Annotated in this window: 20 protein-coding genes, 1 other RNA gene and 1 pseudogene; 19 read left to right on the top strand and 3 right to left on the bottom strand. The window is 50.8% G+C overall.

Annotated elements, in window-relative coordinates:
- The first annotated feature begins 235 nt into the window (after positions 1-235).
- From secG to FLZ89_RS04925, 7 genes are all read left to right on the top strand, one after another.
- Positions 236-460 (top strand): preprotein translocase subunit SecG, encoded by a 225-nt coding sequence (gene secG, locus FLZ89_RS04955; RefSeq protein ID WP_141263845.1) that lies wholly within the window; start codon positions 236-238, stop codon positions 458-460.
- A 128-nt stretch (positions 461-588) separates the two neighbouring features.
- On the top strand, positions 589-1,140 hold the full coding sequence (locus FLZ89_RS04950) for an HDIG domain-containing metalloprotein (RefSeq protein ID WP_141263846.1): 552 nt from the start codon (positions 589-591) through the stop codon (positions 1,138-1,140).
- A 105-nt stretch (positions 1,141-1,245) separates the two neighbouring features.
- The gene (gene rnr, locus FLZ89_RS04945) at positions 1,246-3,522 is read left to right on the top strand and encodes a ribonuclease R (RefSeq protein WP_141304540.1); all 2,277 of its coding nucleotides are present in this window, start codon (positions 1,246-1,248) and stop codon (positions 3,520-3,522) included.
- 41 nt (positions 3,523-3,563) lie between these two features.
- Positions 3,564-3,830: a YkuS family protein gene (locus FLZ89_RS04940; protein WP_141263848.1), complete on the top strand. Its 267-nt coding sequence runs from the start codon at positions 3,564-3,566 to the stop codon at positions 3,828-3,830.
- Between the two features lie 81 nt (positions 3,831-3,911).
- A complete protein-coding gene (gene smpB / locus FLZ89_RS04935) occupies positions 3,912-4,379 on the top strand; it encodes an SsrA-binding protein SmpB (RefSeq protein ID WP_141263849.1) in 468 nt (155 codons plus the stop codon).
- Between the two features lie 3 nt (positions 4,380-4,382).
- Positions 4,383-4,739: a transfer-messenger RNA gene (ssrA, locus tag FLZ89_RS04930) on the top strand.
- 5 nt (positions 4,740-4,744) lie between these two features.
- Positions 4,745-4,987 (top strand): hypothetical protein, encoded by a 243-nt coding sequence (locus tag FLZ89_RS04925; RefSeq protein WP_141304539.1) that lies wholly within the window; start codon positions 4,745-4,747, stop codon positions 4,985-4,987.
- 243 nt (positions 4,988-5,230) lie between these two features.
- Here FLZ89_RS04925 and FLZ89_RS16540 read toward each other — a convergent pair.
- From FLZ89_RS16540 to FLZ89_RS04905, 3 genes and pseudogenes are all read right to left on the bottom strand, one after another.
- Positions 5,231-6,241, bottom strand: a pseudogene (locus FLZ89_RS16540) (recombinase family protein); the annotation flags it as partial.
- Positions 6,242-6,254: 13 nt separating this feature from the next.
- On the bottom strand, positions 6,255-7,319 hold the full coding sequence (locus tag FLZ89_RS04910) for an ImmA/IrrE family metallo-endopeptidase (protein WP_141304537.1): 1,065 nt from the start codon (positions 7,317-7,319) through the stop codon (positions 6,255-6,257).
- Positions 7,300-7,677, bottom strand: coding sequence for a helix-turn-helix domain-containing protein (locus tag FLZ89_RS04905; RefSeq protein WP_141304536.1), 378 nt, complete (start codon positions 7,675-7,677; stop codon positions 7,300-7,302). The genes FLZ89_RS04910 and FLZ89_RS04905 overlap by 20 nt, the downstream gene beginning before the upstream one ends.
- A gap of 235 nt (positions 7,678-7,912) precedes the next feature.
- On the opposite strand from FLZ89_RS04905, the gene FLZ89_RS04900 reads away from it, so the two are divergent.
- The 12 genes from FLZ89_RS04900 (at position 7,913) to FLZ89_RS04850 (ending at position 15,031) form a co-directional block, all read left to right on the top strand.
- On the top strand, positions 7,913-8,116 hold the full coding sequence (locus FLZ89_RS04900; RefSeq protein ID WP_141304535.1) for a helix-turn-helix transcriptional regulator: 204 nt from the start codon (positions 7,913-7,915) through the stop codon (positions 8,114-8,116).
- 43 nt (positions 8,117-8,159) lie between these two features.
- Complete coding sequence (locus FLZ89_RS04895; RefSeq protein WP_216363842.1) at positions 8,160-8,948, top strand: BRO-N domain-containing protein; 789 nt, start codon at positions 8,160-8,162, stop codon at positions 8,946-8,948.
- Positions 8,948-9,172, top strand: a complete 225-nt coding sequence (locus FLZ89_RS04890) for a hypothetical protein (protein WP_141304533.1) — start codon at positions 8,948-8,950, stop codon at positions 9,170-9,172. The genes FLZ89_RS04895 and FLZ89_RS04890 overlap by 1 nt, the downstream gene beginning before the upstream one ends.
- A complete protein-coding gene (locus FLZ89_RS15630; protein ID WP_172613448.1) occupies positions 9,162-9,314 on the top strand; it encodes a hypothetical protein in 153 nt (50 codons plus the stop codon). The genes FLZ89_RS04890 and FLZ89_RS15630 overlap by 11 nt, the downstream gene beginning before the upstream one ends.
- A gap of 249 nt (positions 9,315-9,563) precedes the next feature.
- Positions 9,564-9,785, top strand: coding sequence for a hypothetical protein (locus FLZ89_RS04885; protein WP_141304532.1), 222 nt, complete (start codon positions 9,564-9,566; stop codon positions 9,783-9,785).
- 86 nt (positions 9,786-9,871) lie between these two features.
- Positions 9,872-10,336: a hypothetical protein gene (locus tag FLZ89_RS04880; protein WP_141304531.1), complete on the top strand. Its 465-nt coding sequence runs from the start codon at positions 9,872-9,874 to the stop codon at positions 10,334-10,336.
- 26 nt (positions 10,337-10,362) lie between these two features.
- A complete protein-coding gene (locus tag FLZ89_RS04875; protein WP_141304530.1) occupies positions 10,363-11,115 on the top strand; it encodes a hypothetical protein in 753 nt (250 codons plus the stop codon).
- Entirely contained in the window at positions 11,102-12,604 is a 1,503-nt protein-coding gene (locus tag FLZ89_RS04870; protein ID WP_172613447.1) for an AAA family ATPase, read from the top strand. Before FLZ89_RS04875 ends, FLZ89_RS04870 begins: the two co-directional genes overlap by 14 nt.
- A 78-nt stretch (positions 12,605-12,682) precedes the next feature.
- Complete coding sequence (locus FLZ89_RS04865) at positions 12,683-12,985, top strand: hypothetical protein (RefSeq protein WP_373995615.1); 303 nt, start codon at positions 12,683-12,685, stop codon at positions 12,983-12,985.
- Between the two features lie 14 nt (positions 12,986-12,999).
- Positions 13,000-13,653 carry an ATP-binding protein gene (locus FLZ89_RS04860; RefSeq protein ID WP_216363841.1) on the top strand — a complete coding sequence of 218 codons (654 nt, stop codon included), beginning with the start codon at positions 13,000-13,002 and terminating at the stop codon, positions 13,651-13,653.
- Positions 13,650-14,675: a metallophosphoesterase gene (locus tag FLZ89_RS04855; RefSeq protein WP_141304527.1), complete on the top strand. Its 1,026-nt coding sequence runs from the start codon at positions 13,650-13,652 to the stop codon at positions 14,673-14,675. Before FLZ89_RS04860 ends, FLZ89_RS04855 begins: the two co-directional genes overlap by 4 nt.
- Positions 14,672-15,031, top strand: coding sequence for a hypothetical protein (locus tag FLZ89_RS04850; protein WP_141304526.1), 360 nt, complete (start codon positions 14,672-14,674; stop codon positions 15,029-15,031). The genes FLZ89_RS04855 and FLZ89_RS04850 overlap by 4 nt, the downstream gene beginning before the upstream one ends.
- Positions 15,032-15,035: the final 4 nt, after the last annotated feature.

The following is a 15,035-nucleotide window of genomic DNA, read 5'->3' as shown; positions in this document are numbered from 1 at the left end:
CATAAACCTCCTGGAGCATCGCCCTTTCTCCCCTCCCTATCCTAAGCATATTGTATCATGTATACACTAAATCCCCAAATGCTTTTATAGTTTATTTTACCATGATTAGTTGGGTTTTCCGGCCCGCAGGTTGATGTTTTGGTCGCGCAGGAAGATTTACGTTTTTCCTTGCTTAACCGGGCAATTATTTGTTAAAATTATGACGTCACGGCAGCGCAGCAGGGAGGTGAAGTTGTTGCTGCATACCATTATCCTGATTATTGATATACTGGTAGCCCTGGGACTGATCGCTGCGGTCCTTTTACAATCCGGCCGGAGTGCCGGTATTTCTGGCGCCATTGCCGGCGGCGCGGAAGCCATCTTTGGCAAGAAAAAGGGGCTTGATACCTTTCTCAACAAGGTTTCAGCAGTCCTGGCCGGTTTGTTCCTGCTATTGACTCTGCTCCTCTCGGTTATTTAATTGACCAAACACCCTGGGAGGTTAATTTACCATATTTGCAGGAGATTTATTTTACCAGGTACATTCCTTGGCGAAATGAAACTGTATGGGCGGCGGCGCCCAATTTTTTTCATGGAGGTTGATTTTTAATGAACCGGCAGGAAGCGTTGCAACTAATGGAGAAGCACGTAAAAAATAAAAACCTGCGCAAGCACGCCCTCGCTGTGGAGGCAGTAATGCGCGCCCTGGCCCGGCACTTTGGCGAGGATGAGGAAAAATGGGGCCTGGCCGGTTTGCTCCATGATATCGACTACGAGAGCACCAAAGACGATCCCGACCGGCACAGCCTGGTGGGGGCGGAAATGCTGGCCCGGGAAGGTTTGCCTGAAGAGGTGGTTTACGCCGTTAAGGCTCATAACGAGCGCCACGGCCTGCCCAGGACGGACTTGATGAGCAAGGCCCTGTATGCTACCGACCCCCTGACGGGCTTGATTGTAGCCGCGGCCCTCATTCGCCCCGAAAAGAAACTGGCTATCGTGGACGTTCCATTTTTAATGAACCGTTACCATGAGAAATCCTTTGCCCGCGGGGCCAGCCGGGAGACTATAGCCGCCTGCAGCGAGCTTGGTCTCTCCCTGGAAGACTTCATGCATATCGGCCTGGAAGCCATGAAGGAAATTGCCGGCGAACTGGGCCTTTAGACAGGATACCCGGTAAGCAACCGGGTATCTTTTTACCTGTACAGCAGGAAATAATATAGCGAGGAAATATATCTCATCCATGAAACATTGAGAAAGGAAGCCTGTATGGACAAAGAAGAATTATTGTCCCTCATGCGTACCCGTTCCTACCGGCCTATGACGGCGGCGGAGCTCATGGCCGCCCTGGGAGCAAAGGATGAGGAAGCCTTCCGGGAATTGCTCCATTCCCTGGAACAGGAGGGTTATATTGTCCGCACCCGCAAGGATAAATACGGCCTGCCGGAAAAGATGGGCCTGGTCAGCGGCCTCCTCCAGGCTTCAACCAAAGGTTATGCCTTTGTCGTGCCCCGGGAAAAAGAGCAGGCCGATGTTTATATTAGCGCCCTTAATCTCAACGGGGCCATGCACGGGGATCTCGTTCTGGCCAGGATTTTACCCGGTACTACGGGGCGCAGGCGGGAGGGAGAAATCATCCGCGTCCTGCAGCGGGCCAACAAGCGAGTAGTGGGAACCTTTACGGCTGCCGGTCGTTTGAGTTTTGTAGTGCCCGATGATGCCCGGTTAAACCAGGATATCCTTATTCCTCCCGGTAATTCTCAGGGTGCCAGGGAAAAGGATAAAGTCGTCGTGGAAATTACCCGCTGGCCGGAGGCCCGGCGCAATCCCGAGGGCCGGGTGGTGGAAATCCTGGGCCAGGCGGGCCAGCCGGGAGTGGACGTTTTAAGCATTATCAAAAAGTACGACCTGGAGCCTGAATTTCCCCCTGAGTTTTTACGCGAAGCCGACGGTTTAAGCAAGAATTTTGGCCCCCGGGAGCTGGCCGGGCGCCGTGACCTGCGGGAATGGCGCCTGGTAACCATTGACGGTGCTGACGCCCGCGACCTTGATGACGCCGTGTCCGTGGAGCTTTTACCCGATGGTAATTACCTCCTGGGAGTACATATTGCCGACGTCAGCTTTTACGTCCGGGAAGGCAGTGCCCTGGACCGGGAGGCCTTCAACCGGGGGACGAGCGTCTACTTTGTGGACCGGGTTATCCCCATGCTGCCGCCCCGGTTATCCAATGACATCTGTTCGTTAAATGCCGGGGAAGACCGCCTGGCCGTGACGGCCCTGATGACTATCACGCCGCGGGGCACAGTAAAAAGTTACGAGCTTTTCCCTTCAATTATCCGCGTGCGCGAGCGCATGACCTACGACGCTGTCCGGCGCATCCTACAAGACGGCGATCCGGAACTCCTGGAGCGTTACCGGGAACTGGTGCCGGATTTCCGGCTCATGGCCAGGCTGGCGGCAATTTTGCGGCAGCGGCGGGAGAAACGGGGGGCTATTGATTTTGATTTCCCGGAGGCCAAAGTGGAACTTGACGACCAGGGCCTGCCGGTGGCCGTTATCCCGCGTCGGCGTTCGGTAGCCGAAGGGATTATTGAAGAATTTATGATTGCCGCCAATGAAGTGGTGGCCCGGCACCTGTACGAGCTGGCCGTTCCTGCCGTTTACCGGGTCCACGAGGAACCGGCAACGGATAAGATGGAAGAACTGAATAAGTTTCTGGCCTTCTTCGGGCTGCAGATCAGGCCCGGGCGGGAGGGGCGCGTTAAACCCCGGGCTTTCCAGGAAATCCTCCTTAACGTCAAAGGGCGGCCGGAGGAGCGAGTCATCAGTACCGTAATGCTGCGTTCCATGATGCACGCCCGTTACGCCGGCCAGTGCCTGGGACACTTTGGTTTGGCCTCGCCTTACTACTGCCATTTTACCTCGCCCATCCGCCGCTACCCGGATCTGGTTGTGCACCGCATTTTGCGGGAGACCTGGTCCCCGGCAGGTTTAACGGCGGACCGCATGGCGAAACTCGACGCCTTTGTGGCCCTGGCTGCGGCCCGGGCTTCGGAAAGGGAAAAGGTGGCTGAGGAAGCCGAGCGGGAAGCCCTGGATATGAAGAAGGTCCAGTATATGGAACGCCATGTGGGAGCCACTTTCCCCGGAGTTATCAGCGGTGTGGTACCTTATGGCTTCTTTGTGGAATTGGAAAATACCGTCGAAGGCCTGGTCCATGTATCTACCCTGACTGACGATTATTACCATTATCAGGAAGACCAGCTAGCCCTGGTAGGCGAGCACACCGGCAGGGTATTCCGCATCGGCCAGCCGGTGGAAGTGGTGGTGGCCAGGGCCAACGTTGAGGCCAGGCAGGTGGATTTTGAGCTGGTCAAACCGGAAGCTGCGGTAGAGACCGGGCGCGGGCCGGTAGCCGCAATAAAAGGCCGGCGGAAGGATAAAACGCGAAGAAAGGAAACTGTCCCGGTCGGGAGCAAAACCGGGAGTAAAATTATCGGCCAGAAACGGCGTAAACGGAATAAAGCCTCCCGGGGCCGTTTATAATAGCCGTAGATATTACTCTTTCTAGCAAAGGAGGCAGGGTTATGCCCCGGCGTGTAGCAGTGGAAAAGGATCTCAGCGCTATTGGCGATCACCTGGCAGAAAACGGACTCGAGGTCGAGCGGGTGGAAATGACCGACCTGACGCCGTCCCGCTTGCAGGGCTACGGGGCCGTCGTTATCAGCGGGCAGACAACCAACTTTATGGGCATGGAAGATATAAAAGCAAAAGTGCCGGTAATTGAAGCCGCAGGCAAGACCGCGGATGAGATTACGGCCATGGTGAAAGAACGCCTGCAGCTGCAAGATTAGGTAGAAACTGGGGCGGCCCCTTGACGTTACCCCTGTTTGGTGTGTTATAATAAAGCAGGCGGGAAAGCAGGAGTGACATCGATGGGCCGCCAGGTAAAAATTGTGACGGACAACCGTCGCGCCCGTCACGATTATTTTATCTTAGAGACCTATGAAGCCGGTATTGCCCTTACCGGTACGGAGGTTAAATCTCTGCGTAGCGGCAAGGCCAATATCAAAGATAGCTACGCCCGTGTCGAAAATGGCGAACTGATTCTCCATGATATGCACATTAGCCCCTATGAACAGGGGAACCGCTTTAACCACGAACCGCGCCGGCCGCGGCGCCTGCTCATGCACCGTTACGAGATTCAGCGCCTGTACGGCAAGATCAGGGAAAAGGGCTTGACCCTGATACCGTTAAAGGTGTATTTTAATGAACGCGGCCGGGCCAAGGTTGAGCTGGCCCTGGCCAAAGGTAAGCGCCTCTACGATAAAAGGGAAGCTATCGCCGCCCGCGATGCCCAGCGGGAAATCGCTAAAGCCTTCCGCGAACGGCAGAAGTTTTAACGGGGGGGCGTAATGGTTTCGACGGGGGTAGCATTGGCAGTAGTAGCCAGGCGAGATCCCACCTGCTCGTTAAACGGTGGAAAGGCTATAAGTGCCGAAGATAATTTAGCTCTGGCTGCTTAATTTAAAGCAGCCCATCCGCCTGGTCCCGGCCTGCGGGGACCAGTGCCGGGTGTCAAATTTAGCAGGCTACCGGCAGGGCCCCGGCCTGGGGGCCTCAAGGGAAATCCTAATCAGGCTGGCCTGAGGGCATCCGGTTTCCGGGAGGCCCGATGGCGAGATGTAAAACGGAAACTATCCTGGTAGAAGCTACTGTGGGTGCACCTTCGGACGGGGGTTCGACTCCCCCCGCCTCCACCATCTGTATGCAGGATTTTGAAGGTTACTTCAAAATCATTCTCATAGATAATAACCCGGTCGACGTAGCGATCTATGAGGGCCTTTGCAGTAAGCGTATCATCAGCCTTAAGGCTCTTATATTCCTGCTCAAGATAGGCCAGTATCATCTCGCGAGTGATGGTGCTGGCTTTTGTTTTCCTTTCAATCTCCTGAATCCTATTGACCAGGATAGCTTTTTCATTTTCCCGCTGGGCCAGCCTGTTAGTTAACTCTGCTGAGCCCGCTCCCTCTTCAATAAGGTCCAGGATATTATTAATTTTCGCCTGCACTTTAGTTAACTCTGCTTTGAGATACACCAGTTCCTTTTCCGACTCATTGCCCAGGCTGCTCATACCTTTATGAATTTCAGTGGCCAGCACGGGGAACAGCGTCGGGTTCAAAACCTTCTTCTCCAGTTCTTCCAAGACCAGACGCTCAATAATATCTTTGCGAATCATCTTGGCCTTGCATCCATGCTTGCGTTCACGGTTATTGCAAATATAATAATCGTACCTGGTCTTATTCCCCCAGGTCCCGCCGTTTTTACCTACCATTTTAAAGCCGCAAAGACCGCACTCTATCTTACCAGTCAGCAGGTATTCGGAGATAGCCTTATTATGGGCCCGTTCTCCTGGATCGCGACGCCTTTTTTCAATCCTCGCCTGTACCCTGTCCCAAAGTTCCTTGTCAATAATTTGCGGCATGCCGCCGGGGATGCGGATAATCTGATCCGCGGGCTTACTCTTACGGTTATTACGCTTGCCCTTTACTTTATGAATAGCCCGGTTAAAAATGTATACACCCACATACTTTTCGTTACGAAGGATATCGGAGATAGAATTCTTACAGAATGCGCCTCCAGTTTTAGTCTTAAAACCCTTAGCATTGAGTTCCTTAACAATGGCGTCATAACTGAAGCCTTTGTCATACATTTCAAAGATAAGCCTTACAGCCTGAGCTTCTTTTTCATTAATTATATAGGTTCTGGTAGTAGGGTCCACATCGTATCCTAGAGGTGGCCGGCCGCCGTTATGTTTACAGTTACGAGCGTTTTCGGCCATACCTTTCATAACTTCGCGGCCCAGGTTTAAGCTATAGTATTGATCCAGGCTTTCAAAAATGCCTTCCATAAGAAAACCTTCGGGGGTATCATCACAGAGCATGGGCTGAGTGACGTAAATAATGCTAATCCCATTTTCCCGTAAGGCTTTTTTATAGATAGCTGCATCCCATTTATTGCGTGCAAACCTATCTGATTTATGGACCAGTACGGCCTCAAAGTCGCCGTTTCGGCTATCAGCAATCATCTGAAGAAACCCATCCCGGTCATCGCTGGTGCCAGTTTCGGCTTCGTCTGTATAGACTCGGATAATCTGATAGCCGTTCTTGGATGCCCATTCCCGGATATCATGGAGCTGGGCGTCAATGCTTTCTGACCGTTGATTATCGCTGCTATAGCGGGCGTAAGCGACCGCTTTCTTCATTATGCCGTCCTCCTTAAAAGGGTAGGTCATCCTCATCTATTTCAATATCTTCTTTTGTAGCAGCTGTTTTACTTTGAGTCTCAAGAATCTCCTTAGCTTTTTCCCATGGAGCCAGGAGCTTCATCCGGTAAAAGGTAGTTTCGCTACCGCATATGGGACAGTATCGAGCATTGCCAGGAACGGGGCCGCAACTTCCCTTTATAATAAACTCATTGCCATTAATATCGACTTCTGTCTTATCAATACATTTATTAATCAGGTATGTACCGCAGATCGTACAGTAATCACCTTTATAATTAATCTCCTCATTGTCACACCTGGGGCATTTTATAGCTCGTCCATTTTCGTCCAAATCATATCCATCATTATAGATCATTTTGCCTTCCCCCCAAATAAGCTTATTCCCACAGATGGGACAGTACTTTGCTTTAGAAGATATAAAGCCGTATCCACAGTGATTACATTTCTTTTGATAGATAAAATCATAAAAATTAGCTATAATCGGCGATCTTGGATCAACGTAAACCCAATTAAATATTAAATCGAAGAGCCTTGAAGCCTTAAATTTGGCGGCCTTCCTGGATAGTTTACATCGCTTTTCTATAACAGAATAGTTAGTCCACCCGAGGCTTAATAGTACCTCAGAGGGGGCGAGGGTTTCCGAAGCAAAAATATCTGCTTCTGTTTCAAGGATATCATACTCCTCATCGGTAAGACCACCACGGGCGAGAATGGTTTGGTCAAATTCTTCCAAATGCTTTAAATATATATGCCCAATTTCATGCATTAAAGAAAACCTTATTCTTCCAGGAGAACGGATTTTGTCATTATAGGCAATTGAATAAAGTCCGTTTTGATAGATCGTAAATGCATCTTCGCTTCCATAAGCCTCTATGACGTCTTTTAACATCACCCCATGTTTCTTGGCGTAGTAATCATAAGTTCGTACCGTCCATTTATTGCGAGCTATTATTTGCATGGGGTCAACTGGTAATCTATTGATTTTTTGTTTAGCTATAAATTCAGCTATTTTAGGACGAATATAATCATAACGTACTTTATTTATTTTTACTGGCATCCTTTTTTGCCTCTTCAGCCATGGATTCCGCGAGTTTTTGTAGAAGATCTTTTTTATCAAATGATAATTTGCGACTGGCTCGAGCAATAGCTCGAATTTGGGGATCCTTAATTAGTTCCTGAGCTTCCCTAATGAGATTAGCTTCATCGTCGGGAATTCCTGTTTGGTTTTTTAATAAGATATCAACAGAAACCCCCAACGCCTTGCTTAGCTTATATAGGTTATCTATACTAGGATTTCTTCGGCCATTTTCAATGTCTGATATAAACGAAATGGAAAGGCCTGTTTTTTCGGCAAGTTGTTTTAGGGTGTAATTATTTTTAGTTCGTAGATGCTTTATTTTCAGCCCTATTTCCATGTATACCCCCCTTCCCGTTGATGATTAGTTCCATTATAACTTTTTACGCTATCAGTGTAAATGTTCACTTAGGGCGTAAAAAACAGAGATAATGCGAAAAACATAGAATAGCAGGATATAGCTAATTTAATCTGCCTATAGCGTACAATATGGTTATTTTTGGACTTTGTTATTACGCTTAATGCGTAGTATGATTTACTCATCAGGCGTAACAATTAAGGGCGGAGGATAAAAGATGGAAGCTACCATTGGCTCTATTATAAGGAGAAAACGAGGAGAAAAAGGAATTTCGCAAACCAGGCTTGCTACGAGAATTGGTAGAAGCCCGCAATTAATATGTGACATTGAATCGGGAAGGAAAAAGCCCAGTATAGATACGCTAATTGCCATAGCTAAAGAGCTAGATATTTCTCTAGACGATATTTTTTTTAGGAAATAATTACGCATTAAGAGTAATCTTGTTAATGAGGAAGGGTAATCACGTGAGTAATCTCGTTCTAATTAAATCAGCGAACTTCGGTAACGTACAATGTGATTTCTACAGTGACAACAAAGAGATCTGGATGACCAGGGAGCAAATAGGAAGGGCTTTAGAGTATGCCGATCCTGGTGACGCCATTAGAAAAATTCACGAAAGGAATAGGGATAGGTTAGACAGATTTTCAGTAACGGTCAAACTGTCCGGTACTGACGGAAAACTCTATGATACATATCTTTACTCCGCCAGAGGCGTCTACGAAATCTGCCGCTGGTCACGCCAACCCAAAGCCGATGCCTTTTATGACTTCGTATACGACATCTTAGAAAGTCTACGAACTGGACAGACCCAATTAACCCATGCCGGCAAACAAATTCGCCCGTTCAAAACTCCAGAACAGATCCAACTTGAACTAGAGACCAAAGCCCGAAACGCCCGGGTAAGGGAAGCTAACCTCTACCGCAGATTGGCCAAAGAATTTCGGAAGCAGCTTTCAGAACAGTCCATCCAGCAGTTGGTCGGCCTGGCCGCCGCCGTTGCCCATGGCAAGCCTATTCTTCCCATAACTGAAATTGAAAAAACGTATAGCGCTGAAGATATCGCCCGAGAAGCAGGCGTTAGCGCTAACAAAGTTGGTAGGATTGCCAATCAGTATGGGCTCAAAACTGCCGAGTATGGGATAAGCATCTTGGATAAATCCAGGTATAGCAACAAACAGGTAGCAACGTTCCGGTACAACGAAAAAGGGCGAGCCAGGTTATTAGAGGTTTTAGGGAAAAGGGGAAAACCCTAATGTTAAGCGTTGCCGTTGTACGGATCCGCAAAAATTATCGGGGAGAGGTCATAGAAGAAAACATAAAAATTACATCCGATAATCCCAGTTTGATATTAGAAGACTTTGGACGAATATTTGCAAAAGCTCTTACCGGTAATCCGCATTTTATAAAATTTTGTGAGGACTATAGAAAAATTGATTGTCTATCATTGCAAGGAGGTGATAATCCAGTTGACCTGTGACCAGGAAAGAGAAGCGATTGAGGTAGTGGCTGAACGGGACTGGAGGAAACTGGCAGAGTTAATCCACGCAAAAAACGAACGCGGATTCACCGAGTTTGTACTGCGTGAACTTTATCTCCAGGCAATGACTTTTGGTATGTAAGGAGGCCGTATTTGAAAGTCCAGATCAGAAAGGGGGTGCGAAGATTGTATTTATGCTGGAACTGCGGTCTTTGGCAAGGGGAATCCAATACTCCAATGGAACCCAGTCGGTTGTGTCCCGCTTGTGAGAAAGCCATGAAACAACAAGCAACAAATAAAAAGACCGGCCTCTAAAGCCGGCAACCAGAATTAAGCTACACCCTCATTTTAGCACAGCAAAAAATGGGGCGTCAATCGGAGGGGCAAGCAAGTGACAATGACTGAAATTAAGAAGCTGGCACAGATAGTTCATGAGGAACTGGGATATGCACAACATGCAGCTGAAAGATTTCGCTTCGCCGTCAGGGACTGGGACTATGCTGCCCGGCGGATGGACGAGTTAATCAACAGATTAAACAGTGTCTCCCAAAGCTTTCAAGCATTATGTAAAGACTTGATGGAAGAACTAAAACGGGAGGAAGAAACGGCATGAAAATACTCGCCTATCGTGGTAAGGTCCGGGACTTCCGGTTATTCCTGCTGATGATGCGGTTATACCTGCAATAGGAGGGGGACTAAGTGCTTACATCAATAGAAGGCCTGCTGGCCCAGTACGAGACGAAAATACTTAAGGCAAAACTCCTGGAATTTCCGGCCCTAATCCGGGCACAGAAAGATAAGGTTGCCCAGGCTCGGCGGGAACTGGCCGACGCGGAAAAAGTCCGGGTAGAAGCTGAAGCTCTGCTAATCGCCGCCATTGCTGCCGAAGTGAACCCTAACAACGGCAAGCCGGCTTACAGCAACGCTGAGGCCAGGGCAGCCGAACTGACCCGGCGTAAAAAGCTGGACCCTGATTACCAAGTTGCGGACATGGCCGTCCGCGATGCTGAAGCCAAGCTAAACGCTGCGCAATTTGACCTGGAGCAGCTGCAGGACCAGTTTAAGGCTTACCGCTACATTGTTGACCTTACCGCCCGCGAACTGGCCCTCCTGGCGGCCGGCGCTAATGAGGACCAGGAAGAACTGACCAAAGAACCCTTTTAATAAAACCTTAAGGAGTGTGATTCCTAATGGCAATACCGGAAAGCAATCTGGTGCTCCACAATTCGGATCTCCAGTTAACCGAAGTGGACGAGCAGCAAATTGCACAGTTGCTGCAAAACGAGGTCCAGACGGCCCTGGAGAACATTGACCCCCGGCCGCCTCGGGTAAAGATTTCACGGGAAACCCAGTCATTCCTTATGCCGGACGGTTCAACAGCGAAAAGTCTAACCGGGATTATAGTGTACCATCACAAAGCCAGGGGATACTGGGAGACCGAGGGGCAGCAGGTACCTACCTGCAGCTCCATGGACGGTAAAACCGGCATCGATGCAAATGGAATTGAGCATCCCTGCGCCAAATGCCCTAAAAACGTTTTTGGCAGTGGTAAAGACGGTCACGGCAAAGCTTGTAAGGAGATGCGCTGGATTTACCTGCTGCAAGAAAATGAAATAATTCCCTCCAGGATTAGCTTGCCGCCCACAAGCCTGGGGAAATTTGATGCCTTTGTAACAGCCCTAGCTCAGAAGCGGATGGCTCCTATCCAAAAGGTAGTCAAACTATCATTAGAAACTGCAGAAAGCCGGGGCTTCCGGTACTCAGCATTAGCCCAACCGGAGGTTATCGGGGATACACCTCTGCAGAAAATCCCGGAGTTAATCCGGATGCGTGAAGCTGTCGTTACGGCGGCCCGTAAGGCTGGCATTGACGCCGAGGATTACTATGACACCGGCGAAAACTTTACCACTTCCGAAGCCACTGGCGCCGATGAGCCCTTCTAACCACAAAAAAGGCCGGGCCTCACCGGCCCGGCCCCCCGAAGGGGTGATTGAAATGCATATCAAGTTGCTGACAATAGAAAACTTCCAGAGCCACCAAAAAACAGCCATTGAGCCGGCGCCGCCAGGGCAGCTGACCGTCATCGTAGGCCCCAGCGACTCTGGCAAGACCGCAATAATTAGGGCGCTCCGCTGGCTCTACTACAACGTTCCCCAGGGCACCGACTTTATCCGTGTGGGTTGCAGCTTCTCCCGCGTGACCCTGACCCTGGAAGATGGCACCAAAGTTATCCGCGAAAGAACTAAATCCAGAAATACTTATAGCATAGTTTCGCCTGTTAGTAAAGAGCCGCAAGTCTTTGCCGGCTTCGGCAATACACCCCCTCTAGAGATACAGAAAACAACCGGAGTAAGACCAACGCGGATCGGCGACCTGGAATTGACCCTCAACCTGTCGGAACAACTAGATGCCCCCTTTCTGGGAAAATCAATCAGTGCCGGGGCCCGGGCCAAGGTCCTGGGCAAGCTCGCCGGCACCGAAGAGGTAGACTATGCTGCCAAGCAGCTGGCCACGGACCTTTATCGCCGGGGGCAGGACGAGAAACGGCTGACTGCTGAAATCGCCACCCTGGACGAGCAAATGAAGCAGTATGATTACCTGCCTGCCCTGGCAGCTAGAATTGGAGCTTTAGAGCAGATCGTCGCAGGGATAAAAGCGGCCCAGGAGCGCCGCCGGCAGTTGGCCGAGAAAAAAGAAGCACTCCGCCAGGTGACCGCGGGGATAACCGCGGCGAGACTTACCATCCAGCGCTGGCAATACCTTGACCTGGCGGAGTATGCCCTCGCCATGGCCGAGAAGGCCCAGGCACAGAAAAAACTGCTGCATCAGCTGGCCGGCAAGCTCCAACTGGTTACCAGGGAGATTTGGCAGGCCGAAAATACCATAGCTAGGCTTGCCGGACTAGAGCTGGCAGGGGAAATCGCCCAGCAGATGGAGGCCGAAATCGTACGGTTGTATAAGATTGCGTCTTATAATACTTCCTTAGCCGGGATAGAACACACCTTATGTCTGGCTAGAAAAACAATTGAAAAACATGCTCGCCTATCCGAGGCAGAAAAAATAACTGAGCAGGTAACCACGGCAATAGAACGTCGGGCAACCCTGGCCCGTATCGGCGCCCTATACCGCCAGGCAGAAGCGGCCCGTAACCAGGCGGCTACAGCAGTACGCCGGCTGGCCGGAGTGAATGAAGCTGAGGAACTCCTGACCAGGGCACAAAACGCCCACGGGCGCCGGGAAAAAATTGCCGAACTGGTCGGCCGGCTGCGGCAGGCAGAAACTGAAGAGAAGAAGGCTAAAGAAGCGGTAGTCCTGTGGGGACAGCAAATCGTAAATCTAGAAGCTGCTTACCAGGAACAGTTAATTAAGGTTGGCAAGTGTCCGCTGTGTGGTGGAGACATAGACCCGGAAAGACTACGGGAGGCTGTCTGATGGCATACAGAAATTGTGACGAGGCTTGCCCATGTTTGAAGTGTCCCATTTTAGCTTGCTGGAAATGCTTGATAAACCCTGAATACTGCCCCAATCAAGGGAACCAAAAATGCAAGGAGGCTATATGAAATGGCAGTTAATGCGCCTTCCATCGATATCACCAACCGCTTAAACAACCTGAAAGCCCAGATCGAGCGCGGCAAAATGGAGAAGGCCCGCGCCGAGGCAAACCTGGAAAGTTATACCAGACAACGGGATGAAATTATCGCCCAGCTGGCAGAACTAGGTGTCACCCCTGAAAACCTGGACGCGGAAATCGCCCGGCTGGACCAGGAGATCACCGAAAACCTGGCCCGGGCGGAAGAATTGCTCCGGGGATAGGAGGAGCAAAGCAGATGGACATCGCCTCCTTAGCCCGGATAGAAACCGGCCTGGCGGCCCTGCGGTCTCAATACCAGCAGGCCGCCGGCCAGCTTACCCTCCTGCAGAAGCAGAAAGAAGCAAAACTTCAGGACCTGGAACAGGCCCAGGAAGATATCCGGGTCTGGCAGCTTGTACAGGCGTTGTTTACTAAGGTTTCCGATTATGCCCGGGAGCAGCTGAAACGCCGGGTTGAACAGACCGTCACTGCAGCCCTACAGGCCGTTTTTGCCGACGATGACCTGGAGTTCCGGATCGAGATGCGCACCGTGGCCGGCCAGCCGGCGGCCGACTGGCAGGTGGTGAGCAGGTATGGGGATACGGTTGTAGCGGCCAGCCCCGAGGACGGCCGTGGAGGCGGCATAACCGACGTGGTGAGCCTGGCCCTGCGGTTAGCGCTTATGGAACTGGCCAGGCCGAAGCCCGGCGGTCCGGTACTGCTGGACGAGGTAGGGAAGCACGTGTCCGCCAATTATGCCCCGAACGTGGCGGTCTTCTTGAAAGAATATGCCCGGAAGACGGGACGGCAGGTAATTTTAATCACACACCAGGCGGCGCTGGCCGAGGTAGCCGATGTGAGCTACCAGGTGAGCCAGCGGGACGGTATAAGCGAGGTGCGGCGGGTATGAGCGCTACGCTAGTAATCTGCGGAGATCTCCATTACCGCGGAAGTAATCCCCGAGGACGGCTGGACAATTTTCAGGAGGCCCTGGATGCCAAGTTGCGAGAAGTATTTCATGTTGCCAGGGACAAGGAAGCAACGGCAATCATTATCCCCGGCGACATATTCGACAGTTTCAATACTTCCTGGAGCGTAGTAGCGGACCTAGCATCTTTATTGACCGAGCAACCTTGTCCGGTACTTACAGTCATGGGTAACCACGATATAGCCGGGGGCAATCAGGAGACGGTGCGGCGGACGCCTTACGGCCTGTTGGCAAGGTTAGGATTAATCCGGGATTTACAGATGGAACCGTACGAATTTTCGCCGGAGTATAACCTGATTATTACTATTACTGGTCACGGTTACAATACCGAAACAGATGTTGATATGGGGCAGTTTACCCCCCCGCCGGACGATTATCCTGAAATTAGATTTAAAATACACGTTGTCCACTCAATGCTTTTGGAAAAGCCACCGGGGTTTGATATGCGGCATACTCTGGTGAGAAATGTCAAAACAACTGCTGATGTAATCATATCCGGGCATTACCACCTGGGTTTCCCTGAGCATCCGGCAATGTGCGTTGACCGGGATGATGGAGTAATGTTTATCAACCCCGGCGCCCTATGCCGGCTGGCGGCCACTCCGGCGGAAATGGACCGACCTATCGGGGTAGTCCTGGCAGAAATATTCAATACGGGAATCGAAGATAAGCCAGGTATGACATGCCAGTTTATTCCCCTGCAATCAGCCCGGCCGGGTTACGAAGTTCTTTCCCGCGATCACCTCGAAGCCGAACAGGAACGGGAAGAACGCATCAACCGCTTCCTGGGTCTCCTGGCCGCCGAAGGAGAAGCGAAGTTCCTGGAGATCCAGGAGATTATCGACGACATTGCCAAACGGGAGGAACTGCCGGCAGCAGTGGTCAAGGAGGCCCTGAACCGCATTGGCCGGGCCAGGGAAGCCCTGGGAGGGAGAAATACATGACACAAACTGAAGCTATCCAGCATCTCAATAATAGACTAGATAAGTTTAAACTTCCTCACGGGAACGTATTGCCTGGTTTTTATATGTGGTCCCGAAGAGATGTGGCTGCAGTTTCTACTGTGCTTGACGAACTGGCCAAACTTCAATATCAAGTAGCGGAAGTGCGCGGCTTTTTGAAAAAGGAATTACGATTTATACCAGACTGCGGTGGCGATTACTGCTGCCTTGTCGATGACACGCAGAATGAACCTGAAGATTGGCCGGCCGGGGACTGCCCTCATAAAGGATATTGCAAAACCTTTATCGAGATTGAAAGGAAACGAGATAAACTGCTTGCCAGATTAGAGGGGGCCTAGATCG

The sequence above is a fragment of the Moorella sp. E306M genome, from assembly GCF_006538385.1.
Classification (GTDB): domain Bacteria; phylum Bacillota; class DSM-521; order Neomoorellales; family Neomoorellaceae; genus Neomoorella.
Note: the sequence above shows the minus strand (reverse complement) of the source record. Positions and strands in the feature narration are given on the sequence as shown.